The organism is Streptomyces sp. NPDC002328 (genome assembly GCF_042890065.1).
Classification (GTDB): domain Bacteria; phylum Actinomycetota; class Actinomycetes; order Streptomycetales; family Streptomycetaceae; genus Streptomyces.
This window is the reverse complement of sequence record NZ_JBIARQ010000024.1, coordinates 43,235-69,914: the sequence shown is the minus strand read 5'-3', so window position 1 is coordinate 69,914 and position 26,680 is coordinate 43,235. Positions and strand designations below refer to the sequence as shown.

The window sequence follows — 26,680 nt, the reverse complement described above, 5'->3', positions numbered from 1 at the left end:
CTTTCCGGAGAACAGATCACCCTTTGTCGCCCACCCGTCGAGTACTACCGGACGGCGTTGACGGGGAAAGCCCGCGTGACGGATGTCACGCCTCCTCGCCGCAACCATTTCGGTGGGGGGCCGGAGTCAGGAAGCGGATGTGGGGCCGGTCGTCGGGGCCGGTCCGGGTGACGGCGGCGCGCACCCCGTACACGTCGGCGACGAGGCTCTCGGTGAGGACGTCCTGCGGACTGCCGACGGCGACCACCCGGCCCTTCTTGAGGAAGACGAGCCGGTCGCAGTACACGGCCCTGTTCTCCCGATGCTGCCGCGAAGTGACAAGTAACTCAGCGTGTCGTCAGGGGCTTGGGCTCTGTACGAGGTTCAGGAACCTCGTTGCCAGTGAGGGTGGCGAAGTCGGCGCGGGCCTGTTCGACGGCTTCCGGGTACGCCTCGCGCTTGGCGTGCTCGGCGAGCGCCCGTCAGATGCTCGCCACCGAGGGGTTCTGTCCCTTGCGCTTGCCGGTGGGGATGATCAGGTCGGGCTGGGACTGCTCGACGGACTCGCCGCCCGCGCGGCGCCGGAGCACGGTGTGGAGCATGTCGTCGGTGATGACCGGCGGCCGGCCGCCGTGCTTGCCCTTGCGGGCCGCGGTGTCGAGCCCTTCCAGCGTTGACTCCCGGATGTTCTCCCGCTCGGTCTCCGCCATCGCCGCGAAGAACGCGAACAGCAGCTTCCCCGTGCCGGTGGGGTCGTAGATGCCGGGCAGCGGCCCGGCGAGCATCTCCAGCACCAGGCCGTGGGCGGTGAGGTGGTCCGCCAGAGTGGTGAGTTCGGCGGCGTCGCGGCCGAGCCGCTTCATCTCGTAGACGGTGAGGATGACCCGGCAGTGTGGGGCGTGCGCCTTGACCTCCCGCGCCGTACGGAGGGCTTCCTCGAACTTCGGGCGGACCCGCACCAGGGTGCTGATCCTGGCGGCAGGGTGCCCGGCCGCCCCGGCCGACCCGGCCCGCGGCCAACCGGGGTTGGCACCCGCAGCACCTTCTTCAGCCGGGGCACCATGGTGAAGCGGCGGGTGTGGTACGCGGAGGCGACCGCGCCGCCGCGCGAGCGGCACGGCGAGCCGGGCTGCGCATCACACTTCGGACAGGCGTGCTGCTCGACGTCGTCCGCTTCCGACCGGCCGGTCCGGGAAGGCTGCTGAGGGAAGGGTGACGCCGAAGCCTACGAACCGTCAGGCCGAGGATCCACTGTCGATGACCAGGTCGGTGCCGACCACCGCGCCGGCTGCGGGTGAGGCGAGATAGAGCACCGCGGCCGCTACTTCTTCGGCTTCCGCGACCCGGCCGAGCGGGTTCTGTGTCTTCACTCGCTCGGCACGGTCGGCCTCGGTCTCGCCGGGCCGCAGCGACATGGGAGCAGCGGAGGCGCCGGGGCTGACCGCGTTGATGCGGATCCCCTGGTGGATGTGGTCGAGAGCGGCGGCGCGGGTGAGCGCGGAGACCGCTGCCTTTGAGGTGATGTACGCAGCAAGGTTCGGGATGCGCAGGTGTGCGCCCAGGGTGGAGGAGATATTGACGATGGCGCCGCCACCGTTTCCCTTCATGTGCGCAATCTCGTGCTTCATGGCCAGCCAGACACCGGTGACATTGGTTCGCAGCACCGCGTCCCAGTCCTCCTCGCTCACCTCACCGACGGGTACAGTGCCGCGGAGTATTCCGGCGTTGTTGACCGCGATGTCCAGTCCACCCAAGCGGGTGACGCTCTCGCGTACGAGGTTCTGAAGCTGGCTGGATTCGGTGACATCGGCGGTGACGGCGGTGGCCGTGCCGCCGGTGGCCTCGATGAGACCGACCGTCTCGTCCAGGGAGGCCGCGGTGCGTCCCGCGGCAACCACGGATGCGCCCTCGGCGGCGAAGGCGAGCGCGATTGCGCGGCCGAGGCCGGAGCCTGCGCCGGTGACGAGGACGGTCTTGCCGGTGAAGCGGTTCATTGCGATGGCTCCCTTGAGTGATGGATTACTTGGTGCGGTGGTTCAGAAGGGCGACGGCGGCGAGAGCGGCCCCTGTTGCGGCCAGGGACGAGGCATCGCTGCCGAGCGTGAGCAGGATCGCGAACAGGAGGGTCGGGCCGAGTTCCATCGCGGTGTTCAGCACGCCGCCCGCGAGCCCGGTCTGCCGCTGCGGCACGCCTTCGGTGGCGAGCACGGCGGCTCCCGCGAAGGAGGCCGCTGTGCCGGCCGGCAGCAGCACGAGGCCCGGCAGCAGGCCATACCCGTATGAGCTGTGTGCGTCGATCCCGGTGAGCGCGAGGAGGGCGAGCCCGGCCGCGCCGGTGGCGAGCCCGGCCGCTGTGACGGTTCGGGCCCCGTACCGGCCGATGAGCGGTCCTGCCGCCCGACCCGAGGCGATCAGCGCAACAGCGAACGGTACGAACGCCGCCGAGGTCTGCAACTGTGACCAGTCGCGCGCCTGCTGGAGTTGGAGCGAGAGGACCACGAAGGCCATAGCGGTTCCGCAAGCGCTGAGCGCGATCGCCGCGAGAGCGAGGACCCGCCGCCGGTCGAGCAGGAAGCCGGGCGGCAGCAGCGGGTCGCGGGCGCGGCGCTCGGCGTACCAGAACGCGGCCAGCAGCGCGGCCCCGCAGAGCAGCGGCACGAGCACGCCGACCGACGACCAGGGGCGGGTATCGGTGACGATGAGCCCGTAACTGGCGAGGGTGATCCCGGCCGTGGAGAGCAGAGCACCCGTCAGGTCGAGAGTCCTGCCCCGGCTCGGCGCGGTGTCCGGCAGCAGCCGGGGCGTGAGGACGAGGGCTGCGAGGGCCACCACGAGCGGTACGGCAAAGGTCCAACGCCAAGACAGCAGCGCTGAGATGACGCCGGAGAGCAGATTACCCGCGGTCGCGCCGAGTACCGAGAGGCCGCCCCAGGTGGCCATCGCCCTGCCGTACGCGGGAGGGGAGGGGAAGACGGCGTGCAGCACGGCCATGGCGGCGGGCGCGATCAGAGCCGCCCCCGCCCCCTGCGCAAAGCGCGCTAAGAGCAATATCCCAATGCCGGGGGCGAGCGGGACCACGGCCGAGGCGGCGGCGAAGAGGACCAGGCCCGCGGTGAGGGCACGCCGACCCCCATAGCGGTCCGCGAGGCGTCCGCCGAAGAGCAGCAGCCCGGCGAAGGTCAGTCCGTAGGCAGCGCTGAGCAGGATCAAATCTGTGCGCGCCAGATCGAATTCGCGTCCTATGCGAGGCAGCGGTATGGCGAGCGCAGCGAGCGTGAAGATCAGCGTGGTCTGGACGCCACCGAGGAGGACGAAGGCGCATCGCTGATGCACAGTGGCGACGCGGCCAGCGCTCATGGCGGTCATGCCTTCCTCCTGATATTTGACCGATCGGTTCATTATTTGGTCATGCGGAAGGGGGCCCAGTGGATTCGGTGGATGTGAGTCAGTCCAACAGGGCCAGGGCCTGTTCGGCCGCGTCCCGTACCCGGGCGGAATCGTTCGACGCCTTGCCGACGATGCGTACCCCCTGAAGCAGTACGAGCAGCATGCGGGCCAGCGCACGCGGATCGCGGCCCTCGGGCAGCTCGCCCTGAGCCTGGGCCCGCACGAGCGCGGAGTGCAGCAGGGTCTCGACGTGCTCCCAGCTGATCTCGACCCGGCGGGCCGCTGCAGGGTCGTGAGGCGCCAGCTCAGCCGCGGTATTGGTGACGAAACAGCCGTTCAGCCGGCCCTCCGGGGAGATGGCCTCTGCGGCGAAGCGGCGCACTACCGCCCGCACTGCGGGCAGTGCGGGGCCTGGCTGGGACAGTTCGGCAAGGAGCGCCGGGTCGCGCGTCTCGGCGTACCGGTCCATGGCTTTCAGGTACAGCTCGTGCTTGCTGCCGAAGGTCGCGTAGATGCTGGCGCGGCCGATGCCGAGGTGCTCGACGAGATCCGTCAATGACGTCGCTTCGTAGCCGCGCCGCCAGAACAGCTCAAGGGCCGACTGTAGCGCGGCGTCCGGATCGAATTCCTTGGTCCTGGCCACGTCGAAGACCATAAGCCTATCTAGAATGATCGGTCAAATAATGGTCCCTTGGCCGGCCCGCCGGGGCGGGCTGTCCACGCGGACCCGCTGACCGCAGTTGTCCAGGATCACCGGGAAGCCGGCGAACTGCCCGGCCGTCGGACTCCCGTCCGAGGACGGTGAGGAGGAGGAGCCGGAGCCGCCCCAGCCGGCCAGCAGGAGGCAGCCGGCCAGCAGGAGGGAGCCGGCCGGCAGAACGGCGGCATGACGGACGGGGCGTGCGAACGGCACGGGGGCTTTCCTTCGGCGTCGAGGGCTCCGGCGCGAAGCCCGGTCGTGCGGTGTGCCCCCGGTCCGTTCCCGGCGCCGGGGCCGCCGGCAGGTCTTCGGACTCGGGGTCGTCCGGACGGGACGCCTTCCCGGACCGCGTGCGCCGTCCAGGACGCGTACTTGTACGTACGCAGGTGCGACTGGCCTCGGCGAGCTACCGCACGCGTTCGACCGCCCGGCTCGCCGTCAGGGCTCCCCGAACGCCTCAAGGATCCGTTCGGCGGCCAGCGTGGCCGTCAACTCACCGTCCCGCACGCGCTGTTCGAGACCGGGGGACAGGGCCCGTACGCCCGGATGGGTCCGCAGCCGACCGAGGAGCTCGTCGCGGACCATCGACCACGTCCAGTCGACCTGCTGGTCACGGCGCTTGGCGGCGAGCCGCCCCGTCGAGTCCAGCAGCTCGCGGTGCTGTTCGAGGCGCTCCCACACCGTGTCCAGGCCGCTGGTCTCCCGGGCGCTGCAACTCAGCACGGGCGGCGTCCAGGCCGCGTCCTTGCCGTGCATCAGCCGCAGCGCGCCCGACAGCTCACGGGCGGCGGCGCGGGCGTCCCGCTCGTGCGGACCGTCCGCCTTGTTCACGGCGATAACGTCGGCCAGCTCAAGGACGCCCTTCTTGATGCCCTGGAGCTGGTCGCCGGTCCGGGCGAGCGTGAGCAGCAGGAAGGAGTCGACCATGTTCGCCACCGCGGTCTCCGACTGGCCCACGCCGACCGTCTCGACCAGCACCACGTCGTAGCCCGCCGCCTCCATCACCACGATCGACTCGCGGGTGGCCTTGGCGACCCCGCCGAGCGTCCCCGCCGTGGGGGAGGGGCGCACGAACGCCGCCGGGTCGACGGCCAGGCGCTCCATGCGCGTCTTGTCGCCGAGGATCGAGCCGCCCGTACGGCTGGAGGACGGGTCGACGGCGAGCACCGCCACCCGGTGCCCCAGCGCCGTCAGCATCGTCCCGAACGCGTCGATGAACGTCGACTTGCCCACGCCCGGCACCCCGCTCACGCCGATCCGCCGGGCCCGTCCGCTGTGCGGGAGCAGCTCGGTCAGCAACTCCTGCGCCAGCGAACGGTGCTGGGGGCGAGTGGACTCGACGAGGGTGATGGCGCGCGCGACGACCGCGCGCTTCCCGTCGAGGACGCCCTTCACATAGGCGTCGACGTCGATCACAGGGCGTGCCCCAGGTCGCCCGCGAGCCGTGTCACCAGGTCGAAGGCCGCGTCCGGGATCACCGTCCCCGGCGGGAAGACGGCCGCCGCGCCCATCTCCAGGAGCGTGGGCACGTCCTGCGGCGGGATCACCCCGCCGACCACGATGACGATGTCCTCGCGGCCCTCCTCGGCCAGCGCCTCCTTCAGCGCCGGCACGAGGGTGAGGTGCCCGGCCGCCAGCGACGAGACGCCCACGATGTGCACGTCCGCCTCGACGGCCTGACGGGCCACCTCGGCCGGGGTCTGGAACAGCGGGCCGACGTCGACGTCGAAGCCGAGGTCGGCGAACGCGGTCGCGATCACCTTCTGGCCGCGGTCGTGGCCGTCCTGGCCCATCTTGGCGACCAGGATGCGCGGCCGGCGGCCCTCGGCCTCCTGGAAGGCCTCGACCAGCGTCCGGGTGCGCTCCACCGACGGGGACTCGCCTGCTTCGTTGCGGTACACCCCGGAGATCGTACGGATCTGGCTCGCGTGCCGCCCGTACACCTTCTCCAGGGCGTCGGAGATCTCCCCGACGGTCGCCTTCGCGCGGGCCGCGTTCACCGCCAGCTCCAGCAGGTTGCCCTCGCCGCCGGCGGCCCGGGTGAGCGCGTCCAGCGCGTCCTGGCAGGCGGTCTCGTCCCGCTCCGCGCGCAGCCGCCGCAGCTTCTCCACCTGCTGCGAGCGCACCGAGGAGTTGTCGACCTTCAGGACCTCGATCTGCTCGTCGCTGTCCACCCGGTACTTGTTGACGCCGATCACCGGCTGCCGGCCCGAGTCGATCCGGGCCTGCGTGCGGGCCGCGGCCTCCTCCACGCGCAGCTTGGGGATGCCGGCGTCGATGGCCTGCGCCATGCCGCCCGCCTGCTCCACCTCCAGGATGTGCTGCCACGCCCGGCGGGCCAGGTCGTACGTCAGCTTCTCCACGTACGCGCTGCCGCCCCACGGGTCGATGACCCGGGTGGTGCCCGACTCCTGCTGGATGAGGAGCTGCGTGTTGCGGGCGATGCGCGCCGAGAAGTCGGTGGGCAGCGCCAGCGCCTCGTCCAGGGCGTTGGTGTGCAGGGACTGGGTGTGGCCCTGGGTGGCCGCCATCGCCTCCACACAGGTGCGGGTGACGTTGTTGAACACGTCCTGCGCGGTCAGCGACCAGCCCGAGGTCTGCGAATGGGTGCGCAACGACAGCGACTTGGAGTTCTTCGGGTCGAACTGCCTGACCAGCTTGGCCCACAGCAGCCGCGCCGCCCGCAACTTGGCGATCTCCATGAAGAAGTTCATGCCGATCGCCCAGAAGAACGACAGCCGCGGCGCGAACGCGTCGACGTCCAGGCCGGCTTCACGGCCGGCGCGGATGTACTCCACCCCGTCCGCGAGGGTGTACGCCAGCTCCAGGTCGGCCGTCGCGCCCGCCTCCTGGATGTGATAGCCGGAGATCGAGATGGAGTTGTAGCGCGGCATCCGCTGCGAGGTGAAGGCGAAGATGTCGGAGATGATCCGCATCGACGGCTTCGGCGGGTAGATGTAGGTGTTGCGGACCATGAACTCCTTGAGGATGTCGTTCTGGATGGTCCCGGCCAACTTCTCGGGCGGCACGCCCTGTTCCTCCGCCGCCACGATGTACAGCGCGAGCACCGGCAGCACGGCGCCGTTCATCGTCATCGACACCGTCATCTTGTCCAGCGGGATCCCGTCGAACAACTGCCGCATGTCGTAGATGGAGTCGATGGCCACGCCCGCCATGCCGACGTCACCGGTCACCCGCGGGTGGTCGCTGTCGTAGCCGCGGTGGGTGGGCAGGTCGAAGGCGACGGACAGGCCCTTCTGACCGGCCGCCAGATTGCGCCGGTAGAACGCGTTGGACTCCTCGGCGGTGGAGAAGCCCGCGTACTGACGGATCGTCCAGGGCTGGTTGACGTACATCGTCGGGTACGGGCCGCGCAGGTACGGGGCGACGCCCGGGTAGGTGCCCAGGAAGTCCAGGCCCTCCAGGTCCTGCCCGGTGTACAGCGGCTTGACCGGGATGCCCTCGGGCGTCTCCCACAGCAGGTCGTCCCCGCCGGCCGCCTTCTTCACGGCCGTGCGCCACTCGTCGGCGCCGCCGTCCGCGGCGGGGCTCCCCAGCTCGATCCCGGCGAAGTCGGGGATTCCCATCAGGACACTCCCATGCGGTCGAGGGTGGTGGAGAGCACGGAGACGGCGTCACAGCCCGCGAAGACGTACGCGTCGACACCGGGGTGCTCCCCGGGCCGGCCCGCGAGGAACACGTGCGCCGCGCCGGCCGCGCGCAGCTCCGCGGCGACCTCCGCCGCCCGCTCCTCGTACAGGGCGTCGCTGGAGCACAGACACACCTCGGTCGCGCCGCTCTGCGCGAACGTGCCCTCGGTGACCGGCTCGACGCCGCCTGCCTGGAAGAGGTTCGAGGCGAAGGTGAGACGGGCGGTGTGCGCGGCGGCCGGGCCGATCGCGGCCAGGAAGATCCGCGGCCGGGAGCCGGTGGCGGCGAGATGGGCGTCGGAACGGGCGCGCAGCGCCTCGTACGCCTCGTCGCGGCGGACCCGGGGGAGACCGCCGGACCGCGGCTCGGGCGCGGCCTCGCGCACGACGGGCTTCTCCGCCAGGAACGGGAACTCGCTGACGCCGGTGACCGGTTCGCGGCGCTTGGCGAGCTTCGCGCTCCGCGCCTGCCAGGTCTCGGCCAGGTCCTGCCCGAGCCGCCCGGAGCGCAGAGCGGCGGCCTGGCCGCCGAGCCCCTCGATCCGCTGGAAGAACTCCCAGCCGGCGTGGGCGAGTTCGTCGGTGAGCCGCTCCACGTACCAGGAGCCGCCGGCCGGGTCGATCACCCGGGCCAGATGGGACTCCTCGATCAGGATCGTGGAGGTGTTGCGGGCGATGCGCCGCGCGAACCCGTCCGGCAGACCGAGCGCGTCGTCGAACGGCAGCACGGTGACGGAGTCCGCCCCGCCCGCCCCCGCGGCCAGCGTGGCGATCGTCGTGCGCAGCATGTTCACCCACGGGTCGCGGCGGGTCATCATCACCGGCGAGGTCACCGCGTGCTGCGTCTGCCCTCCGGCGGCGGGCGACCCGCACACCTCGGCCACCCGGGCCCACAGCCGGCGCGCCGCCCGCAGCTTGGCGATCGTCAGGAACTGGTCGGCGGTCGCCGCGTAGCGGAACTCCAGCTGCGCGCAGGCCTGTTCGACGCTCAGCCCGGACTCGGTCAGCGCGCGCAGGTACGCCACGCCCGTCGCCAGGGAGGCGCCCAGCTCCTGCGCGGCCGAGCCGCCGGCCTCGTGGTACGGCAGCGCGTCCACGGTCAGCGCCCGCAGACCGGGGTACTCCTCGGCGCACCGCCGGGCGAGGGCGGTCACCGGCGCGAGGTCGAACGTCCGTCCGGTGCGGGCCTCGTGGCCGAGCGGGTCAGCGCCCAGGTTGCCGCGCGCCGCCTCCGGGGCCACGCCGCGCTCCTCGTAGAGCCGCAGCAGCTCCCGGGCGGCGGTCTCGACCTCCTCGCCCGCGTCGAGGACGATCGGCGCGAGGTCCAGGTAGACACCGTCGAGGACCCGGCCGAGCGAGGACACCGGGATGCCGGACCCGCCGACGACCAGCCACAGCGAGGTGACGCCGTTCTCCAGGTCCGCGAGCACCGCGCCGCCGCCGTCGGCCGCAGAGTGCCGCTGCCGTACGTCCCAGCCGCCCGCGGTGTTCCCCTCCGCCCGGCCGCCGCGCACGAAGGGCGCGAAGCCGGGGAAACCGGGTTCCGGCGCGCCGTCGCGCGCGGTGTACAGGGGACGGGTGCGCAACCCGTCCTCGAGTGCGGTGGACAGGGCTTGCTCGGCCGCGTCCCCCTCGACGTCCTTGCCCGCCTTGCGCAGCACACCCGCCACCAGGTGCTGCCACTGCTCGTGCGTCACGTCAGGGAACTCGCCGGCCAGCTCAAGCCCGTCGTCAGGCAGGACCGTCATGCTCGGATGCTAGGCCAGAGGCCCAAAGGAGCAGGAGAGGGCGCGGCTGTGACCTTTCCCTCGCACTGAATGTGACCACGCTCTCCGCGCCGCCGCCGAGGGCTCCTCCGGTACGGCGGCCGATCTTTCCGGCAACCGGAGGACTGTTGTGCACATGTCCTGGGCAACTCTTACCTGCGTTTAATATGCAACAGCATTAGCACGGCAGTAAGGGTGTGAGGCTCATATGACGACCCGACGGATACGCGGCGCCGCCCTCGTGGCGGCGGCGGTCACCGGCGTCGCCGCCTGCTCGGCGCCCGGCGGCGGCTCGGGCGGCTCCGGCGGCTCCGGAGGGGGAGCCGCCGACTCGGTCGTGATCGGGGTGGCCTCGGAGCCCGACACCCTCAGCCCGCTCCTCGGCTACGGCAAGGACGGCAACTCCAAGATCTTCGACGGGCTGCTCGCCCGCGACGCCCGCCTCACGCTGAAGCCGGCGCTGGCGACCGCGCTGCCGCGGATCGGCGACGGCGGCCTCACCTACTCCTACACCCTGCGCAAGGGCGTCGAGTTCAGCGACGGCAAGCCGCTGACCTCCGCCGACGTCGTGTACACGTACAACACGATCCTCGACGCCAAGACCAACAACAGCGCCCGCAGCGAACTGGACGCCGTCCGGTCGGTCCGCGCCGACGGCGACGACAAGGTCGTCTTCACCCTCAAGTACCCCTACGCGCCCTTCGCCGGACGCACGGTGCTGCCCATCGTCCCCGAGCACATCGCCGGGAAGCAGGACCCCAACACCGGCTCCTTCAACACCGAGCCGGTCGGCACCGGCCCCTACGTCCTCGCCGGCTGGCGCAAGGGCGAGAAGCTCACCTTCAAGGCCAACCCCCGCTACTGGGGCGGCGCGCCGAAGGTGAAGACGTTCACCATGGCGATCGTCGAGGACGACGACGTACGCGCCACCCGGCTGCGCTCCGGCGACCTCGACGGCGCGATCCTCCCGCCCAACCTGGCCGCCACCTTCAAGACCGACAAGGGCCGGCGGACGTACGACGCCAAGTCCTACGACTACCGCACCGTCACCCTCCCCACGGCGAACAAGGTCACCGGGGACCGCGCGATCCGGCAGGCCCTCGACGCCGCCGTCGACCGTGAGGCAATGGTCGACAAGATCCTCGACGGGGCCGGCCGCCCCGCGTACGGACCGCTGCCCGTCGACGACCCCTGGTTCGCGCGGGATGTCGAACGCCCCCAGGACCTCGCCGCGGCGCGGAAGATCCTCGACACGGCCGGCTGGAAGCCCGCGGCCGACGGCATCCGCGCCAGGAACGGCGCGCGCGCCGGGTTCACCCTCCTCTACCCCTCCGGTGACAAGGTCCGCCAGGACCACGCCCTCGCCTACGCCTCCGACGCCAAGAAGGCCGGCATCGACGTGAAGGTCGAGAGCGCCACCTGGGAGGTCATCGAACCGCGGATGGGGAAGGACGCCGTCCTCGCCGGGTTCGGCAGCACCGGCGACCCCGACTACGGCCTCTACACCATGCTGCACTCCTCCCTCGCCGGCGACGGCTTCAACAACATGGGCCGCTACGACAACCCGGCCGTCGACCAGGCCCTCGACACCGGCCGCCGCAGCCAGGACCGGACCGTCCGCGAGACCGCCTACGACACCCTCCAGCGCGAGCTGGTCAAGGACCCCGGCTACACCTTCCTCACCCACATCGACCACCTCTACGTGCTCGCCGACCGTTGGGACGGCCTGACCACACAGCTCGAACCGCACGAGCACGGCTTCGCCAGCGGCCCCTGGTGGAACATCGAGGCCTGGCAGCCCAAGAAGTGACCGCCGCGCCCGTCCCCTGGGGAGCGATGGCGCGCCTGGCGGGACGGCGGACCCTGTTCGCCGTCCCCGTCCTCCTCGTCGTCACCTTCGGCGTGTTCGCCATCGCCGCCGCCTCCCCCTTCGACCCCGTCAAGGCCTACGCCGGGACCGCCGCGCTCGGAGCCGACCAGGAGACCCTGGACCGGCTGCGCGCCAACCTGGGCGTGGACGAGCCCTTCGCCGTGCGCTGGTGGCGGTGGCTCACCTCCGCGCTCGGCGGCGACCTCGGCCAGTCCAGCGTGCTGCGCCAGCCGGTGGCCCAGGTCATCGGCGAACGCCTCGTCTGGTCGACGCTGCTGTGCGCGGTCGCCTTCGTCGCCGCCGTGCTCGTCGGCAGCCTGCTCGGGGTGCTCGCGGCCCGCCGCCCCGGATCGTGGCTCGACCGTGCGGTCACCTCCCTCGCCTACACCCTCGAAGCGGCCCCGGTCTTCTGGGTAGCGCTGCTCGCCGTCTGGCTGTTCGCCCTCCAGTGGGGCGTCCTCCCGGCCGGCGGACTCACCGACACCGCCAGCGAACAGGTCACCCCGGGACAGGTGGCGCGCCACCTGGTGCTGCCCGCCGGCGTCCTCGCCGTCTCCCAGCTCCCCTGGTTCACCCTGTACGTCCGCCAGGGCGTCGGCGACGCGCTCGCCGAGGACCCGGTGCGCGGGGCGCGGGCCCGGGGCCTGGGCGAGGGCACCGTCCTGCTCGGCCACGCCCTGCGCTCCGGCCTCCTGCCCGTGCTCACCCTCATCGGCTCCCGCGTGCCCGAGCTGATCACCGGCGCGCTGCTCGTGGAGAGCGTCTTCAGCTGGCCCGGCATCGCGGCGGCGACCGTCGAAGCGGCCACCTCCGTCGACTTCCCCCTGCTGGCCGCCCTGACCGCCCTCGCCACCCTCGCCGTCCTCCTCGGCAACCTGCTCGCGGACCTCCTCTACGGTCTCTTCGACCCGAGGGTGGACCTGGATGAGATGTGACCACCATGGCTGAAGCCACACCGGCGACCCCCGCCGAACCCTCCGCACCGGCGACCCCCGCGGGACCCTCCGCACCGGCGAACCCCGCGGGACCCTCCGCACCGGCGAACCCCGCGGGGCCCTCCGCACCGGCGACCCCCGCGGGACCCTCCGCACCGGCGACCCCCGCGGGGCCCTCCGCACCGGCGACCCCCGCCGAACCCTCCGCACCGGCGACCCCCGCGGTACCCTCCGCACCGGCGACCCCCGCGGTACCCTCCGCACCGGCGAACCCCGCCGAGCCCGCGTCTGCGACCCCCGCCGAAGCCGCACCGGCGACCGCCCCCGCCGAGCCCGACTGGCGCTCGCGCGGGACGGACCGCCGCTCCACTCACACCCTGCGGGCGCGCACCTCCGCCGCCCTCGTCGCCGTCATCGTCCTCGCGGTGCTGCTCGTGCCGCCGCTGGTCCAGCTCGACCAGCAGGCCGTCGACCTCGCCGCCAAACTGCTCCCCCCGAGCTGGGAGCACCCGTTCGGCACCGACGACGTCGGCCGGGACCTGCTGCTGCGCTGCGTCTACGGCCTGCGCGTCTCCCTGCTCGTCGGCGTGGCCGCCGCCCTCACCGCGACCGTCATCGGCACCGCGGTCGGGGCCGCCGCCGGCGCGCTCGGCGGCTGGGCCGACCGCGCCGTCATGCGGCTCGTCGACACCTTCTCCTCCGTGCCCCACCTGCTGCTCGGCATCTTCATCGTCGCCATGTTCCGGCCGGGCGTCTGGCCGGTCGTCGTCTCCGTCGCGCTCACCCACTGGCTGTCGACCGCCCGGATTGTCCGCGCCGAGGTCCTCTCCCTGCGCTCCCGCCCGTACATCGACGCCGCCGTCTCCGGCGGCGCGTCCCGGTGGCGGGTGGCGGTACGGCATCTGCTGCCCGCGGTGCTGCCCCAGGCCGGCCTCGCCGCCGTGCTGATGATCCCGCACGCCATGTGGCACGAGTCGGCGCTGTCCTTCCTCGGACTCGGGCTGCCCGCCCACACGGCGAGCCTCGGCACCCTCGTGCAGAACGCGCGGGGCTCCCTGCTCGCCGGGCAGTGGTGGCCGACCCTCTTCCCCGGCCTGTTCATCATCGTCCCGACCCTCGCCGTCGCCGGCCTCGCCGGGGTCTGGCGCGAGCGGATCAACCCGCGCCGCCGATCGGAGCTGACCCTGTGACCCCCGTCCTGTCGGTGCGCGGGCTTTCGGTGCGCTTCCTCATGCCGGGCGGGCGCGAGATCGCCGCCGTCACCGACGCCCGCTTCGACGTCGCCGCCGGCGAATGCCTCGCCCTCATCGGGGAGAGCGGCTGCGGCAAGTCCGTGCTCGCCTCCGCCCTCCTCGGCCTGCTCCCCGCCAACGCGCAGACCGCGGGCGCGGCCCGGCTCGGCGACCTCGACCTGCTCACGGCCGGTGAACGCACCCTCGCCCGCGTCGTCCGCGGCCGTCTCGTCGGCCTCGTCCCCCAGAGCCCGGCCGCGCACCTCACCCCCGTCCGCACGATCCGCTCCCACCTGGAGGAGACGGTCGCCGCGCTGACGCGCGTCAAGGGACGCGCGGCCCTGCGCACCGCCGCCGAGACGGCCGCCGCGCGCGCCGCGTTCCCCGTCGACCACCTCGACCGCCACCCGCACGAACTCTCCGGCGGCCTCGCCCAGCGCGCCGCCACCGCCCTCGCCCTCGTCGGCGACGCGCCCCTGCTGCTCGCCGACGAGCCCACCACCGGACTCGACCGCGCCCTCGTCGACCGCACGGCCGACGAACTCCGCCGCCATGTCGACACCGGCGAGCGCGCCCTGCTGATGATCACCCACGATCTGGCGGCGGCCGCCCGCGTCGCTGACCGCGTCGCCGTCATGTACGCGGGCCGGCTCGTCGAACTCGCCGACGCCGCCGCCTTCTTCGGCCCGCCCGGCCCCCGCCACCCCTACAGCCGCGGCCTGCTCCAGGCCCTCCCGGAGCGGGCCTTCACCCCGATCCCCGGCCTGCCGCCGGAACTCGGCGACCTCCCCGACGGCTGCGCCTTCGCCGCGCGCTGCGACCGGGCCACCGACGCCTGCGCCGTCCGGCCGCCGCTGACCGGCGCGGTCGCCTGCCACCACCCGCACGTACCGGAGGACAGCCGTGCCTGAACCGCACGCACGGGAGGACATCCGTGCTTGAACTGCGCGCCGTCACCGCCGGATACGACCGGCACCCGCCCGTCGTACGGGACGTCTCCCTCACCGTCGGGCCCGGCGAGGCCGTCGGCCTGCTCGGCCCCAGCGGCTGCGGCAAGTCCACCCTCGCCCGCGTCGCCGCCCTGCTCCACCGCCCCGACTCCGGTGCCGTAGTGCTCGACGGCGAACCCGTACGGCGCTGGCGTCACCGCGCCCCGCGCGCCCTGCGCACCGCCTTCGGCGTCGTCTTCCAGCAGCCGCGGCTCTCCGCCGACCCCCGGCTGCGGCTCACCGACCTCATCGCGGAGCCGCTGCGCGCCACCGGCCGCCGCGAGGCCGTCCCCGAGCGGGTCGCCGAACTGACCGCCGCCGTCGGCCTCACCCCGGACCTGCTGACCCGACGCCCCCACGAGGTCAGCGACGGTCAGCTCCAGCGCGCCTGCCTCGCCCGTGCCCTCGTCCTGCGGCCCCGCCTGCTGATCTGCGACGAGATGACCGCCATGCTCGACGCCTCCACCGCCGCCGCGCTGGTCGCCACCGTCGAGACCTACCGCCGCGCCACCGGCGCGTCCCTCCTCGCCGTCGGCCACGACCACACCCTCCTGCACCGCTGGTGCGACCGGACGGTCCACTGGAGTGGGGCGGCGCTGTGAGGGAACCTGAGCCGAAGGCCGGTTCGTGTGAAGCGGCTTGCCTCCGGGTGGCTTTGACTCATAGTGGGGGCAGGGCCGCCCGAGGGGGAGGGTTGCGATGAAGTTCCTGGTGTTGCTGGTCGTCATCGGAGTGCTGTGGTTCGCGGTCACCGCGGTGCGCGGAGCGAGGGGCGGCGACCAGGCCTCCTGGGCGCAGGAGGAGGACGACGACACGGGGATCGCGCCCCGCGTGGCCGACGCCCGGGACATCCCTCCGCTGTACCCGGACTTCTACCACGGCGTCCTGACCGACGTGGGCAAGGAGACGTCTCCGCAGAACGTGCTTGCGCTCGTCGAGTACGTCAGCCAGATGCTCAGCGCGAACGCGATGGGCTGGTTCATACAGGCCGGTGACCCGCACGCGCAGGAGCGGTTCTCGGCGCGCTTCCGCGGCGGCGGAGGGGACGACCAGCAGCTGGAGCTGGTCGTGGACGACATGATCGACTTCCTCTGGGCCTGGCGGCCCGCCACCCACCCCGCGTTGCGCGACTTGGTCCCCCGAATGCGCGAGAGCCTCGCCGCACCGGACAGCAGACTGCGGCGCTTCCCCGGTGAACTGCCCTTCGGCATCTGGGAGATGGAGGACTGAGCCCTGACGGCACGGCGGGACGCCGGCCGTGATGGGGTGACTCCATGGGTTCAGGTCTGTACGTGTACAAGTTCCGTGACGGGGATGTCGTCCCCATCGACGCCTCGCTCGTCCGTGAGGTGCTGGAGCCGCACGCCCCGTACGAGGTGGCCAAGGGGGAGCCGGTCGAGTGGGTGCGGACCGGGGACGGGAGCGAGTCCGACGTGCACGTCGACCACGGGGTGGCGTTCGACCGGCCGGGGCCGGGCGTCCTCGACCTCGTCGCCGAGGTCGCCCTGCGGGCCGGCGCGGCCGTGCTGCTGATGGACGAGGGCGGGACGGTGATCGTGACCCGGGAGTCGGACCTGGCGCGTCTGCCGCCGGACCTTCAGGCGAACGCGGTCGTCGTCCCGCCGCCGGTCATGTCCGGCCGCGCGATCCGACAGGTCCTCGACCCGCGGCCGGAGCCGCGCGGGCGGCCGCCGCTGCCGCCGTTCCCGTACCTCCCCGACCCGGTCGGGACCGGCGCGGTGATCGCCGCCGACGAGGTCTGCGCGTGCTGCGGCCACGACCAGGGCTGGATCTGCACGGGCCCCTTCCACGGCGGACATGACCTGCCGGACGGCCGCCTGTGCCCGTACTGCGTTGCCTTCGGCACCGCCGCGAACCGCCACGGCGTGTTCTTCCACGAGATCGCCGCGGACGGCATACCGGCCGAGACCGCCGCCCGCATCCGCGACCGCACCCCCGGACTGCCCGCCGGGCGCACAGTCCCCTGGCCGGCCCACTGCGGCGACGCCGCCGAGTACGTCGGCCCGGCCGGCGAGTTCCGTTGCCGTGTCTGCGGTGTCCGCCTCGACTGAGGCGGTGACGCGGTCGGTGGGTCAGCCCCGGCGGTTGCGCTGGTCCGGGTCTGCCGGCAACTGCTCCCGCAGGGCGTCGAGTTGATGTGAGTGCTCGACAGCCGCCGTCTCGTCGAGGGTGGTGAGGGCGAGGAGGAGGATGTCCGCGACGATGAGGCCGGTCAGTGCCTCGTCGGTGTTGCCGGTGGGGGTGTCGGGGGCCAGGAGCACCGCGTCGGCGCGGTCGGCGAAGGCCTCGCTGAGCTGGTCGGTGACGAAGACGACCTCGACTCCGACCGCGCGGGCCCGCTCCACCAGCAGGGTCAGCTGGAACACATCACGGACGAGGTCCTGGTGATGCGCCGGGGCGAGCTGGCCTCGGTCCCACGCCGAGGCTGGGACACCCGACGACGGTGAGGGAAGACGCTGCCGCCCCAGCCGGCTGAAGCCCCGGGCCCCTGTGGTCCGAGCAGCTGCTGGGCCGGGAGGTCGTGAAGGAGAAGCTGGGCTCGACCTGTCGTACGTGGGCGAACCGGCTGCGCTCGTGCTGCTGCGCAAGGCGATCGCCGACCTCAACGCACACGCCCGCCTGAGCCTGGGACTGGCTGGGCCAGGCTATGGCGTCGCCAAGGCGGTTCATCCGGTCAAAGCTGGAGGAGTGCCGCCGGGAAGGGCCCGGGAAGCGCCGGGCCGCGGGCGGCACGCATCCCGGCTCACCACGTGAGGAACGACATGAACGACACCACCGCCGAGCGCAACATCGCCACCGCCAAGAAGCTGCTCGAAGACGCCATGCCCAGCCTCGACTGGGACCTCATGCGCTCGCTGGTCACCGCCGACGCCCCGATCACCCGGGCCGGCTTCGCCGACATCTACGAGGCCACCGGGACGGACATCCCGCAGAGCGGCAACTACTTCGAGTGGCTGGAATCCGGCTGGAAGAAGCTGTCCGAGGGGCTCAGCGACAAGACCTCCAAGGCGACGGACGTGGTCGCCAGTGGCAACACCGTGCTGATGAAGTTCCACATGACGGCGCTGCACTCCGGTACTTTCGCGGGCGCTCCGGCCACCGGCAGGCGCGTGGAGTGGGACGAGATCACGGTGCTGCACTTCAACGACGACGGCAAGATCACCGACATGTGGTACATGTGCCAGGAACTCGGCCTCGCCCAGCAGATCGGCTACAAGCTGCAGTTGGCCTGAGCCGTCGGCACGACCGTCCGCGCCGGCCCCGTGCCCCTCCTCCGACAAGCCACGGGACGGCCTCGTTTTCTCCGGCGGGTCTTCCTTACGGTCCGCCGTCCTCCCGCACATATGAAGGGATCTTCGGCATGAGCACCATCGGCCTGATCGGCAGTGGGCTGATCGGCAGTACCGTCGCCCGGCTCGCCGTCGCCGCTGGAGACGATGTCGTCCTGAGCAACCGGCGGGGCCCGGACACGCTGTCCGGACTGGTCGCGGAGCTGGGGCCGCGCGCCCGCGCCGCCACCCCGGCTGAAGCGGCCGAGGCCGGGGACATCGTCGTCGTGACGATCCCCCTGCACGCCTACCGCACGGTCCCCGCACGGCCGCTGCGCGGCAAGGTCGTCATCGACACGAACAACTACTATCCGGAGCGTGACGGCCGTATCGCCGAGCTGGACGCCGAGACCACAACGACCAGCGAGCTGCTTCAGGCTCACCTGACCGACGCGTACGTCGTCAAGGGCATGAACAACATCTTCTCCGTGCACCTGGGCAACCTCGCCCGCCCGGCCGGCGACCCCGAGCGGTCCGTGCTCGCGATCGCCGGCGATGACGCCGCGGCCAAGGAGGCCGTCACGGCCTTCCTCGACTCGATCGGCTACGACACGCTGGACGCCGGTCCGCTCGCCGAGGGCTGGCGCTTCCAGCGCGACACCGCCGCGTACAGCGAACCGTACTTCAGCGAGGGACACAGTCTGACTGCGACGATCGAGCGGGGCGCCGATCCAGGGCCGGGTCACACGGCAACGGCGGACACGCTGCGCACCGCGCTGGCGGCGGCGAAGCGGTACCGGGACATGTGACACCCGGGCGGCCGGGCAGGCCCAGCTCAGCCTGGGACTGGCTGGGCCACCTTGGACCACGCACACCCGCGCCCCCACGCGGCACCCTGGAGTCATGGGCAAGGACCACAACACCGAGCTGGGTGATTTCCTGCGCTCGCGCCGCTCCCGGCTGCGCCCCGAGGACGCCGGGCTGCCGCCCGACGTCAGCGCGGGCACCCGGAGAGTGCCGGGGCTGCGCCGCGAGGAGGTCGCCCTGCTGGCCGGGGTGAGCACCGACTACTACACCCGTCTGGAACAGGGCCGCCACCCGCACGTGTCCGAGGCCGTGCTGGACGCTGTCGCCCGCGCCCTGCGCCTGGACGACGTGGAGCGCGGCTACCTGCACGAGCTGGCCCGCACCACGGCCGGCTCGCGCCGAGGCCGTACCCGCAGCCCAGCGCCGGTGCCGCGGGTACGGTCCCCGGTCCACCAGATGCTGGACGTGCTCGGCGAGGTCTCTCCCGTCCTGGTAGTCAACCATCGCCGCGACGTGCTGTCCGCGAACCATCTGGCACGCGCCCTGCTCACCGACTTCGACGCGCTGCCGCACCGCGAGCGCAACCTGGCCCGCTTCGTCCTGCTGAACCCGGCCGCCCGCGAGCTGTACGGCAACTGGGAGGAGGTCGCCGAGAACTTCGTCGCCAACCTGCGCCTGGCCGCCGGCACCCACCCCGACGACGCGCGGCTGAACGAGCTGATCGGTGAACTGTGCGTCAAGGTCCCGGAGTTCAACGGCTGGTGGGATGCCCACCGGGTCGGCCAGTGCGCTCACGGCGAGCAGCACCTGCACCACCCGGTCGTCGGCGACCTCACCCTGCACCACGAGACCCTCACCCTGCCCGCCGACCGCGACCAGGAGATCTGCCTCTACACCGCCGAACCCGGCACCGCCTCCGCCGAGACCCTGCGCCTGCTGGCGAGCTGGAGCGCCCCCACGCACCCGGAAAGGAACCTCCCTGATGACGCCGACGCCGAGCGACACCGCTGAGCCCGGAACCCACCTGCGGCTGCTGTGGCCCGAATGGCAGGGAGCGGGCGCCGACGTGGTCGGCGAGCTGGCCCCCGAGTTCCCGCTCGACGTCGCCCGCCGGGCCTACACCGTCGGCACCACCGTCCTCGCGGCCGTACTGCCCGCACACGACGGGCCCGTCGCCACCGTCCCCGTTCCGCTCGGCGACCCCGGCGAGGAGGTACAGGACGGCATCGAGTCCAAGGCCGTCCTGGCCCAACAGCTCGGCGACGCCCTGAAGATCATCGGGGAACAGGACCCGGCCCGCATCACCACCTTCGGCGGCACCTGCACCGTCAGCGTCGCCCCGTTCACCTCCCTCGCCGCCCGGTATCCCGACGACCTCGCCGTCGTGTGGATCGACTCCCACCCCGACGTCGACACCGGCGACACCGGTTACAACGGCTACCACGCCATGGCCGTCTCCATGATCACCGGCCATGGCGACCCCGAAATGTCGGCTCTCCTCCCGGCCACCGTCCCGGCCGACCGGGTCGCCCTCGTCGGCCTGCACGACTGGGTCGAGGACGCCTACCAGCACGTCGGCGCGTGGGGTATCACCACCTTCGGCCCCGTCGACCTGCGCACCTCCAGCCGGCCACTGCTCGACTGGCTCGCCGCCACCGGCTGCTCACGCGTCGCGATCCACCTCGACGTCGACTCCGTCGATGCGGACGAGGGACCGCTCGGCCTCGGCAAGATCCCCGGCGGCCTCGCCGGCACCCAGGTCAACCGCATCGCCCACGACGTGAACGGCGCGTTCGACGTCGTCGGCACGACCATCGCTGAGTTCTTCCCCCGCGACGTCGTCCACGTCCAGCAGGTCCTGAACAGCTTTCCGCTCATCGGCGGCTGAACAACCCATCCCCCCACGGTGGAACTCCCTCTCGTCCCGCCCGGTGCCCGCTGTGGCCGTCCCCGACCCCCCTGGGGACGGCCGCAGCCCTCTCGAACGACCAAACGATCAGGAGCACCCCTTCTCATGAAAGCCATCGTCACCCGCCGCACCGGCACTCCTCCCGAGATGACCGTCGAGGAACGGCCCGTCCCCGCACGCAGTCCCGGCCACACCCTGGTACGCATGCACTCCGCGACCATCAACCAGCTCGCCAACTCCCTGCGCACCGGCGGCTTCGGCAGCCCGCCGCTCCCGATCGTCCTGGGCAACGAAGGAGCGGGCACCGTCGAGGAGAGCGACACCCTTCCCGCCGGTTTCCGCGTCGCCGTCTACGGCCACGGCGACATCGGCGTCACCACCGACGGCCTCTACCAGCAGTACGTCGCCGTCCCCGACCACCGCCTCCTCCCACTGCCCGCCACCCTCGACTGGGCCGAAGGCGCCGCCCTCACCGTCAACTACCTCACCGCCTACTTCGCCCTGACCCGGACCGGAGACGTACTCAGCGGCCAGACGATCCTCATCTCCGGCGCAACCGGCGGCGTGGGCGGCGCCCTGGTGCAGACCGGCAAGGCGCTCGGCGCGCACCCCATCGCCGTGGTCTCCACCCCACACAAGGCACAGCGCGCAACCGAGGCAGGGGCCGAGGCGGTCATCGACCTGTCCACGCGCGATCTGCACCAGGCCGTCGCCGAACTCACCGAGGGCCAGGGCGCCGACCTGGCCCTCGACCCCGTCGGTGGCCCCCGTCTCGGTGAACTGCTGCGCTGCGTACGAAACGGCGGCACCGTCGTGTCGCTCGGATTCGCCGGCGGCAAGCAGACCGACATCGACGTCGTCGACCTCCTCATCGGCGAGAAGCACCTGACCGCCTACGCCCTCCACAACGCGACCGAGGACATCGCCACCCAGGGCCTCGCCGAGATCGGTGAGCTGGCGGCCGCCGGAAAGCTGCGGCCCGCGATCGACAGCACATACGGCCTCGGCGACTTCGAGGACGCCTTCGCCCGCCTCACCTCCCGCCAGGCGACCGGTGCTGTCGTCATCGAACTCTGAACCAGCGACCAGGCAGCGACAACTGACGGACCGCCCTCGGCAAGGGCACTGACCCGGGCTGCGTCACCGGACCTCGCACCTTGCGTGCGACCGGACCGTCAGGTGAGGCAGGGGTGGGGTTCTCGTTCCCAGGCGGTGCGGTGTCACGCTTCGCGCTCGCAGGAATGAGTAGTTCTGGGAGACCACAGCCCCTCGCCGAACCGTGTCCGAGCTGCACCGACGTGCCATACCCCCCGCTTCAGGCTCGTCTCCCAGCTCCGCGCCCAGTCGAAGATGAAGACCCCCGCCGGGCCCGGCTTTCGGCCCTTGGGCGCAGGCCACCGGGGCGCGCGTGGCGCAGGGGCCCCCGCCGCCGTGCGCGCCCCCGGAAGCCCCCGGCGGCGGGGCCGGTCGTCCGGCCCTCGACCCCGGCCGGCCGCCCACCCGGACGGGCCGGTGCGCTGGTGGAAGGGCGGGAGTGGTGATGCGGTGGGAGGGGAGCCGGCAGACGCTCCTCCCCGCACCGGGGACCGCCCCGTACGGAGGCCACCGCGATGGACCGGCACACGAAGAAGACGGACCGGGGAGCGCAGGATCCGGACCGGCGGCAGCCGGAGCAGATCCGGCCGACGCAGGACGCGGACGCGCCGACGCAGGACGCGGACCGGCGAGCGCAGGACACGGCCGAGCCGACGCGGGACAACGACCGGCGGAAGCGGAGCGCGGACCGGCGAGCGCAGGACGCGGACCGGCGAGCGCAGGACACGGCCGAGCCGACGCGGGACAACGACCGGCGGAAGCGGAGCGCGGACCGGCGAGCGCAGGACGCGGACCGGCGAGCGCAGGACACGGCCGAGCCGACGCGGGACAACGACCGGCGGAAGCGGAGCGCGGACCGGCGAGCCCTGGCCACAGACCGGCGCCCGGTAGACCCGCGGCGCGTCCGCTCCGCGCTCACCCACAAGGTCGGTTACGCCCTGCGCCACCCCCGTCGTGTCGCCCCGTACCTCCGTCGTGCCGGGCGGGACACCTGGCTGCGGCTGCGGCATCGTGATCACATCGGCTATTACCGCGCGGTGATGGCCGACGACGCCGGCCGCGACCCGGAGGCCGCCGTCGGCAGCCGGACCCACGACCGCTGGCTGGCGCTGGGGCAGATGCAGTTCGACTACCTCCTCGGCCACGGCCTCCTGCCCGGGCACCGGATGCTCGACATCGGCTGCGGCAACCTGCGCGGCGGCTGGCGCTTCATCGAGTACCTCGACCCGGGCCGCTACTACGGCATCGACATCTCGCCGGACATCCTGATCGCCGCCGAGAAGACGCTCACCGACCGCCGGCTCCAGCACAAGCTGCCGCACCTGACCCTGACCGGCGACCTCACGCTCGACTTCCTCCCCGACGACCACTTCGACGTCGTCCACGCGCACAGCGTCTTCTCCCACTCCCCGCTGCCCGTCATCGAGGAGTGCCTCGCCCACGTCGGCCGCGTCCTGACCGAGAAGGGCTTCTTCGACTTCACCTTCGACCGCACCGAGGGCCCCGAACACCAGGTCCTGCACGAGGACTTCTACTACCGCCCCGAAACCCTCCTCGCCCTCGCCCGCCGCCACGGCCTGCACGCCCGAGTGATGGACGACTGGGACCGCCTCCCGCACGGCCAGTCGAAAATCCGCCTGAGCCGCTCCCCCCTCCCGGACACGTCGGCACGACCGCCCGGCCTCAGCCCTCCAGGCTGACCGGCATCAAGAGCGAGAACGTGGCCTCGTCGTCGGGGCGGCGGATCGTGATCGGGGCCGTGGGGGCGCCGAACTCCAGGATCAGGCGGTCGCGTGCGCCGGCGGCGAGCGCGTCCAGCAGGAAGCGGCGGTTGACCGCGACGCGGCGCGGGCCGTCGCCCGCGTCCCCGTCCGCGCCGCGGTCGGCGCCGCCCCCGTCCTCCCCGTCCCCGCGGACCGTCACCGTGCCGTCGTCCGTCACCTCCAGCACGCTGACGTCGCAGGCAGCGCCGTCCCCCTCGCTCGGGTCCTGCGTGCGCACCGGTCCGTTGCGGACCGCGTCGTCGAAGGCGGGGACGTCGACGAGGGCGCGGCGTCCGGCCGGCAGCTGGACGAGGCGGCGGTAGTCGGGGAAGTCGTGGTCGAGGCAGTCGCCGGTCATCCGGCGGTCGCCCGCCTCGACCGTCACCCGGCCGCCGTCCACGCTGAAGCGGACGGGCTCCCCGCCGCTCAGCACCGCCCGCATGCCGTCGACGAGCGGCGCGGGCACCACGACCTGGGCCACCTCGGATCCGTGTTCCGATACGGCGGCCCGTGCCACCGCCAGCCGGTACCGGTCGGTGGCCACGACGTGGAGCGCCCCGTCCTCCAGGTCGAACAGGACACCGCCGAGGACCGGCAGCTCCGGATCGGTGCCGACGGCGTAGCGGACCGCGTCGATCGCCGCGATCAGCTCGGAGCCGGGCAGCAGGGCGGTGGCCGAACGGAACGAGGTCATGGGGTTCTCCCTGTGTGCGAGAAGGTCTCGGAGCGCGGAGAACTCACCACGGGCCTCGGACAGGCCCGCCTCGAGGCGGCGCAGATGCGCCGTGAGCAGCTTGCCCACGAGGTCGGTGTCGGCGCCGGGCCACGCGGCCAGCACCAGCCGGATGTCCGCGAGCGGCATGCCGGCCCGGCGCAGCCGTACCAGCACCCGCGCCTCCTCCAGCTGCTCGGGGCCGTACCAGCGGTAACCGCTCACCGGGTCCACCCAGGCGGGGACCAGCACACCGGCGCGGTCGTAGAACCGCAGGGCGCTGACCCCCAGTCCGCTGTCACGGGCCATCTCGCCGATGCTGCGCATGTCGTTCTCCACGTCCGGCACTCTCGGCCCTGCACAAGGTCGAGGGTCAAACCGGCCCCCGCACGGATGCCGAGGCGAAGGGAGGCCGGCTCAGCGGGTCAGCAGCCGGCGGACGACGTGTAAGAGGCGCTCCGCCAAGCGCCGTTGAGGTACACGTGGTAGACGCCGTCGATGCGCCGGAACGTGACCTGCCCCGAGTTTTCCCACCCGACGTACCTGATGTCCCGGTTGTTGCCGAGGTCGACGAGGGAGTTGTCCGCGTTGCCCATGGTGATCGGCCCCGCGCTGCCGTCGTCGTCGAGCCCGTACCAGCGCTGGTACGCCTTGGTGGCCGCGATGGTGCCGCTGCCGAAGTCGCAGTCGACGGCCCCCGTGTAGAAGCCCTCAGCCTTGAGGACCGCCTGCCACAGCGCCACCGCCCTGGTGTTGTTGTTGGAGTTGTGGTCGATGGGACCCTCGTCGCCCCAGTCGTTGCGCACACCGGCGTTGCCCCAGTCCGCGCCGCCGATGACGCCGCTGGAGACCGACGCGCCGGCCGCCGGGGCCGTCAGGATTCCGCCGCAGACGATGGCCGCGGTGGTGAGGGCGATGGTGATGTGCTTGGGCAGTCTCAATTCGTTTCCTCTCCTATGACGGCCCCGGTGACGGTGATCGCCCCAGGTGACGGTGATCGCCCCCGGTGACGGTGATCGCCGCCGAGCCGTCGAGTTCGCGACTCGAGTGTCGTGCGTGACGCGTGGGATGTCGTGGTAGGCCAGCGCCAACTCGTTGTCAGTGCATGCCAACCCGGGGCGGCAGGCAGGTGAATCCGTCAGTCGTACGGCTTCTGACCGGATGCGCTCCTCGTGGATGAGGGCCAGTGTCGACCTGAGCCGAGGAGGTGCGATGGGCCGTGGAACCGGCGCTCGGGCGGAAGGCGACGCACGGGAGCGGTGGGGCGGGTCCCCGGACGACTCCAGGCTGGACGAGCTGCTGATCCGTGCCGCCGACGGCGACGAACAGGCGTTCGCCGGGGTGTACGACGGCCTCGCGCACCAGGTGATGGGACTGGCCTGGCGCGTGGTGCGGGACAAGGCCCAGGCGGAGGAGGTGACCCAGGACGTGATGGTGGAGGTGTGGCGGACCGCCGAGCGGTTCCATCCGGAGCGCGGGGCCGCCCGGTCCTGGGTGCTCACCCTCGCGCACCGCCGCGCGGTGGACCGGGTACGGTCCGCCGTGGCCGGCCGCGCCCGGGAGCTGCGCGCCGCGGTCCTGGAGCAGGAACGGTCCTTCGACGCCGTCGCCGAGGAGGTCGAGGCGCGGGAGGAGCAGCGCACGGTCTTCCGCTGTCTGGCCCGGCTCGCCGCCGAGCTGCGGCTGCCGCTGGTGCTCGTCTACTACGAGGGGCTGACGTACGCGGAGGTCGCCGAGGCGCTCTCGACGCCGGCCGGAACCGTCAAGTCGCGGATGCGCCGGGGGTTGCAGCGACTGCACGACTGTCTGGAGGCCGGTTCGTGAACCGCATCGACGACGACCCCCACCTCGATGTCGGCGCGTACGTGCTGCACGCGCTGCCGCCCGACGAGGAAGCCGCCTTCGAGAACCACCTGGCCGGCTGCGACGCCTGCCGCCAGGAGGTCGAACAGCTGTCCAGGGCGGCCGTCGAGCTGGGCGCGGCCGAGTCCAGCCCGCCCCCCGCTGAGCTGCGCCGCCGGGTGCTCGACCAGATCGCCGCCGTACGCCAGGACCGGTCGCCCGTCCCCGCGTCCCGGATTCGCCGGCAGCGGATCCTCCGGCTGGCGCTGGCCGCGTCCGTGGCGGCGGCCGCGGCTCTCGGGGGCGTCGCCTGGTGGCAGAACTCGCAGGCCGACACCGCGCGTGAGCAGTCCGCGCGGGCCCGCGCCGGTTACCGGCAGCTCGCCGGGGTGCTGACCGCTCCCGACGCCACCATCACCACCGGGGACCTCACGCACGGCGGGACCGCGAGCGTGGTCGCCTCCCGGGCGCGGGGCCGTGCCGCGTTCGTCGCCACCGGCCTGCCCCCGCTCACCGGCGACCGGGTCTACCAGCTCTGGTACGCCGGATCGGGCGGCTTCCGCCCGGCGGGCCTGCTGCCGTCGGCGGGCGGCCGCCAGACCCGCGTCCTGGACGGCCCCCTCGCCGGGGCCACCGCCGTGGGCATCACCGTGGAACCGGCCGGCGGCTCCCCCCAGCCGACGACCGCCCCGCTCGGCGTGATCTCCATCGCGGCGTGAGGAGGAGGCGGGGGGAGGAGGTGGGGGGCGGCCGG

Annotated in this window: 27 protein-coding genes; 15 read left to right on the top strand and 12 right to left on the bottom strand. The window is 72.5% G+C overall.

The features are described 5' to 3' along the window. Positions 1-85 precede the first annotated feature (85 nt). The 9 genes from ACFYX4_RS36495 to ACFYX4_RS36455 all read right to left on the bottom strand — a co-directional run bounded on the left by ACFYX4_RS36495 (position 86) and on the right by ACFYX4_RS36455 (position 9,464). On the bottom strand, positions 86-286 hold the full coding sequence (locus tag ACFYX4_RS36495) for a hypothetical protein (RefSeq protein WP_389343086.1): 201 nt from the start codon (positions 284-286) through the stop codon (positions 86-88). Between the two features lie 175 nt (positions 287-461). Continuing rightward, positions 462-938: a recombinase family protein gene (locus ACFYX4_RS36490; protein WP_389343083.1), complete on the bottom strand. Its 477-nt coding sequence runs from the start codon at positions 936-938 to the stop codon at positions 462-464. 276 nt (positions 939-1,214) lie between these two features. Beyond that, positions 1,215-1,973 carry an SDR family NAD(P)-dependent oxidoreductase gene (locus ACFYX4_RS36485; RefSeq protein ID WP_389343080.1) on the bottom strand — a complete coding sequence of 253 codons (759 nt, stop codon included), beginning with the start codon at positions 1,971-1,973 and terminating at the stop codon, positions 1,215-1,217. A gap of 25 nt (positions 1,974-1,998) precedes the next feature. Next, complete coding sequence (locus ACFYX4_RS36480; RefSeq protein ID WP_389343077.1) at positions 1,999-3,345, bottom strand: MFS transporter; 1,347 nt, start codon at positions 3,343-3,345, stop codon at positions 1,999-2,001. A 79-nt stretch (positions 3,346-3,424) separates the two neighbouring features. Further along, positions 3,425-4,009 (bottom strand): TetR/AcrR family transcriptional regulator, encoded by a 585-nt coding sequence (locus ACFYX4_RS36475; RefSeq protein ID WP_389343074.1) that lies wholly within the window; start codon positions 4,007-4,009, stop codon positions 3,425-3,427. A 33-nt stretch (positions 4,010-4,042) separates the two neighbouring features. Next, positions 4,043-4,279: a hypothetical protein gene (locus tag ACFYX4_RS36470; RefSeq protein ID WP_389343071.1), complete on the bottom strand. Its 237-nt coding sequence runs from the start codon at positions 4,277-4,279 to the stop codon at positions 4,043-4,045. Between the two features lie 225 nt (positions 4,280-4,504). Then, a complete protein-coding gene (meaB, locus tag ACFYX4_RS36465) occupies positions 4,505-5,482 on the bottom strand; it encodes a methylmalonyl Co-A mutase-associated GTPase MeaB (protein WP_389343068.1) in 978 nt (325 codons plus the stop codon). Continuing rightward, positions 5,479-7,653, bottom strand: coding sequence for a methylmalonyl-CoA mutase (scpA, locus tag ACFYX4_RS36460; protein WP_389343065.1), 2,175 nt, complete (start codon positions 7,651-7,653; stop codon positions 5,479-5,481). The genes meaB and scpA overlap by 4 nt, the downstream gene beginning before the upstream one ends. Further along, complete coding sequence (locus ACFYX4_RS36455; protein ID WP_389343062.1) at positions 7,653-9,464, bottom strand: methylmalonyl-CoA mutase family protein; 1,812 nt, start codon at positions 9,462-9,464, stop codon at positions 7,653-7,655. The genes scpA and ACFYX4_RS36455 overlap by 1 nt, the downstream gene beginning before the upstream one ends. 226 nt (positions 9,465-9,690) lie before the next feature. On the opposite strand from ACFYX4_RS36455, the gene ACFYX4_RS36450 reads away from it, so the two are divergent. From ACFYX4_RS36450 to ACFYX4_RS36420, 7 genes are all read left to right on the top strand, one after another. Then, positions 9,691-11,292, top strand: a complete 1,602-nt coding sequence (locus tag ACFYX4_RS36450) for an ABC transporter substrate-binding protein (RefSeq protein ID WP_389343059.1) — start codon at positions 9,691-9,693, stop codon at positions 11,290-11,292. Between the two features lie 26 nt (positions 11,293-11,318). Beyond that, on the top strand, positions 11,319-12,287 hold the full coding sequence (locus ACFYX4_RS36445; RefSeq protein WP_389343056.1) for an ABC transporter permease: 969 nt from the start codon (positions 11,319-11,321) through the stop codon (positions 12,285-12,287). 377 nt (positions 12,288-12,664) lie between these two features. Beyond that, the gene (locus ACFYX4_RS36440; RefSeq protein WP_389343200.1) at positions 12,665-13,477 is read left to right on the top strand and encodes an ABC transporter permease; all 813 of its coding nucleotides are present in this window, start codon (positions 12,665-12,667) and stop codon (positions 13,475-13,477) included. Between the two features lie 41 nt (positions 13,478-13,518). Further along, positions 13,519-14,430, top strand: coding sequence for an oligopeptide/dipeptide ABC transporter ATP-binding protein (locus ACFYX4_RS36435; RefSeq protein ID WP_389343197.1), 912 nt, complete (start codon positions 13,519-13,521; stop codon positions 14,428-14,430). Between the two features lie 23 nt (positions 14,431-14,453). Continuing rightward, positions 14,454-15,110 carry an ABC transporter ATP-binding protein gene (locus ACFYX4_RS36430; RefSeq protein ID WP_389343053.1) on the top strand — a complete coding sequence of 219 codons (657 nt, stop codon included), beginning with the start codon at positions 14,454-14,456 and terminating at the stop codon, positions 15,108-15,110. A 97-nt stretch (positions 15,111-15,207) separates the two neighbouring features. Then, entirely contained in the window at positions 15,208-15,738 is a 531-nt protein-coding gene (locus ACFYX4_RS36425) for a hypothetical protein (protein ID WP_389343051.1), read from the top strand. A 44-nt stretch (positions 15,739-15,782) separates the two neighbouring features. Further along, entirely contained in the window at positions 15,783-16,580 is a 798-nt protein-coding gene (locus tag ACFYX4_RS36420) for a CbrC family protein (RefSeq protein ID WP_389343049.1), read from the top strand. A 21-nt stretch (positions 16,581-16,601) separates the two neighbouring features. On the opposite strand, the gene ACFYX4_RS36415 is transcribed toward ACFYX4_RS36420, so the two are convergent. Then, positions 16,602-16,895 carry a hypothetical protein gene (locus tag ACFYX4_RS36415; protein WP_389343047.1) on the bottom strand — a complete coding sequence of 98 codons (294 nt, stop codon included), beginning with the start codon at positions 16,893-16,895 and terminating at the stop codon, positions 16,602-16,604. 396 nt (positions 16,896-17,291) lie between these two features. On the opposite strand from ACFYX4_RS36415, the gene ACFYX4_RS36410 reads away from it, so the two are divergent. From ACFYX4_RS36410 to ACFYX4_RS36385, 6 genes are all read left to right on the top strand, one after another. Continuing rightward, on the top strand, positions 17,292-17,762 hold the full coding sequence (locus tag ACFYX4_RS36410) for an ester cyclase (RefSeq protein ID WP_389343045.1): 471 nt from the start codon (positions 17,292-17,294) through the stop codon (positions 17,760-17,762). Positions 17,763-17,890: 128 nt separating this feature from the next. After that, positions 17,891-18,607 carry an NADPH-dependent F420 reductase gene (locus tag ACFYX4_RS36405; protein ID WP_389343043.1) on the top strand — a complete coding sequence of 239 codons (717 nt, stop codon included), beginning with the start codon at positions 17,891-17,893 and terminating at the stop codon, positions 18,605-18,607. Positions 18,608-18,701: 94 nt separating this feature from the next. After that, positions 18,702-19,616, top strand: a complete 915-nt coding sequence (locus ACFYX4_RS36400; protein ID WP_389343040.1) for a helix-turn-helix transcriptional regulator — start codon at positions 18,702-18,704, stop codon at positions 19,614-19,616. Continuing rightward, entirely contained in the window at positions 19,588-20,493 is a 906-nt protein-coding gene (locus tag ACFYX4_RS36395; protein WP_389343037.1) for an arginase family protein, read from the top strand. The genes ACFYX4_RS36400 and ACFYX4_RS36395 overlap by 29 nt, the downstream gene beginning before the upstream one ends. A 126-nt stretch (positions 20,494-20,619) precedes the next feature. Continuing rightward, positions 20,620-21,591: a zinc-binding alcohol dehydrogenase family protein gene (locus ACFYX4_RS36390; protein WP_389343034.1), complete on the top strand. Its 972-nt coding sequence runs from the start codon at positions 20,620-20,622 to the stop codon at positions 21,589-21,591. Between the two features lie 884 nt (positions 21,592-22,475). Next, a complete protein-coding gene (locus ACFYX4_RS36385) occupies positions 22,476-23,309 on the top strand; it encodes a class I SAM-dependent DNA methyltransferase (RefSeq protein WP_389343194.1) in 834 nt (277 codons plus the stop codon). On the opposite strand, the gene ACFYX4_RS36380 is transcribed toward ACFYX4_RS36385, so the two are convergent. Further along, positions 23,293-24,423, bottom strand: a complete 1,131-nt coding sequence (locus ACFYX4_RS36380) for a MerR family transcriptional regulator (RefSeq protein WP_389343031.1) — start codon at positions 24,421-24,423, stop codon at positions 23,293-23,295. The two genes, ACFYX4_RS36385 and ACFYX4_RS36380, sit on opposite strands and share 17 nt — an antisense overlap. Positions 24,424-24,509: 86 nt before the next feature. Beyond that, on the bottom strand, positions 24,510-25,025 hold the full coding sequence (locus ACFYX4_RS36375) for a peptidoglycan-binding protein (RefSeq protein ID WP_389343028.1): 516 nt from the start codon (positions 25,023-25,025) through the stop codon (positions 24,510-24,512). Positions 25,026-25,296: 271 nt separating this feature from the next. On the opposite strand from ACFYX4_RS36375, the gene sigK reads away from it, so the two are divergent. Together sigK and ACFYX4_RS36365 are read left to right on the top strand one after the other, a co-directional pair. After that, positions 25,297-25,908, top strand: a complete 612-nt coding sequence (gene sigK / locus ACFYX4_RS36370) for an ECF RNA polymerase sigma factor SigK (RefSeq protein WP_389343025.1) — start codon at positions 25,297-25,299, stop codon at positions 25,906-25,908. Continuing rightward, entirely contained in the window at positions 25,905-26,645 is a 741-nt protein-coding gene (locus ACFYX4_RS36365) for an anti-sigma factor domain-containing protein (protein WP_389343022.1), read from the top strand. The genes sigK and ACFYX4_RS36365 overlap by 4 nt, the downstream gene beginning before the upstream one ends. The last annotated feature ends 35 nt before the right edge of the window (positions 26,646-26,680 follow it).

Coding starts and splice junctions, on each gene's coding strand:
- ACFYX4_RS36405 (WP_389343043.1), top strand. CDS start 17,891: ATGAGCACCATCGGCCTGATCGGCAGTGGGCTGATCGGCAGTACCGTC.
- ACFYX4_RS36420 (WP_389343049.1), top strand. CDS start 15,783: ATGGGTTCAGGTCTGTACGTGTACAAGTTCCGTGACGGGGATGTCGTC.
- ACFYX4_RS36395 (WP_389343037.1), top strand. CDS start 19,588: ATGACGCCGACGCCGAGCGACACCGCTGAGCCCGGAACCCACCTGCGG.
- ACFYX4_RS36480 (WP_389343077.1), bottom strand. CDS start 3,345: ATGACCGCCATGAGCGCTGGCCGCGTCGCCACTGTGCATCAGCGATGC.
- ACFYX4_RS36390 (WP_389343034.1), top strand. CDS start 20,620: ATGAAAGCCATCGTCACCCGCCGCACCGGCACTCCTCCCGAGATGACC.
- ACFYX4_RS36435 (WP_389343197.1), top strand. CDS start 13,519: ATGCCGGGCGGGCGCGAGATCGCCGCCGTCACCGACGCCCGCTTCGAC.
- ACFYX4_RS36455 (WP_389343062.1), bottom strand. CDS start 9,464: ATGACGGTCCTGCCTGACGACGGGCTTGAGCTGGCCGGCGAGTTCCCT.
- ACFYX4_RS36450 (WP_389343059.1), top strand. CDS start 9,691: ATGACGACCCGACGGATACGCGGCGCCGCCCTCGTGGCGGCGGCGGTC.
- ACFYX4_RS36445 (WP_389343056.1), top strand. CDS start 11,319: ATGGCGCGCCTGGCGGGACGGCGGACCCTGTTCGCCGTCCCCGTCCTC.
- ACFYX4_RS36485 (WP_389343080.1), bottom strand. CDS start 1,973: ATGAACCGCTTCACCGGCAAGACCGTCCTCGTCACCGGCGCAGGCTCC.
- ACFYX4_RS36410 (WP_389343045.1), top strand. CDS start 17,292: ATGAACGACACCACCGCCGAGCGCAACATCGCCACCGCCAAGAAGCTG.
- sigK (WP_389343025.1), top strand. CDS start 25,297: ATGGGCCGTGGAACCGGCGCTCGGGCGGAAGGCGACGCACGGGAGCGG.
- ACFYX4_RS36425 (WP_389343051.1), top strand. CDS start 15,208: ATGAAGTTCCTGGTGTTGCTGGTCGTCATCGGAGTGCTGTGGTTCGCG.
- scpA (WP_389343065.1), bottom strand. CDS start 7,653: ATGGGAATCCCCGACTTCGCCGGGATCGAGCTGGGGAGCCCCGCCGCG.
- ACFYX4_RS36400 (WP_389343040.1), top strand. CDS start 18,702: ATGGGCAAGGACCACAACACCGAGCTGGGTGATTTCCTGCGCTCGCGC.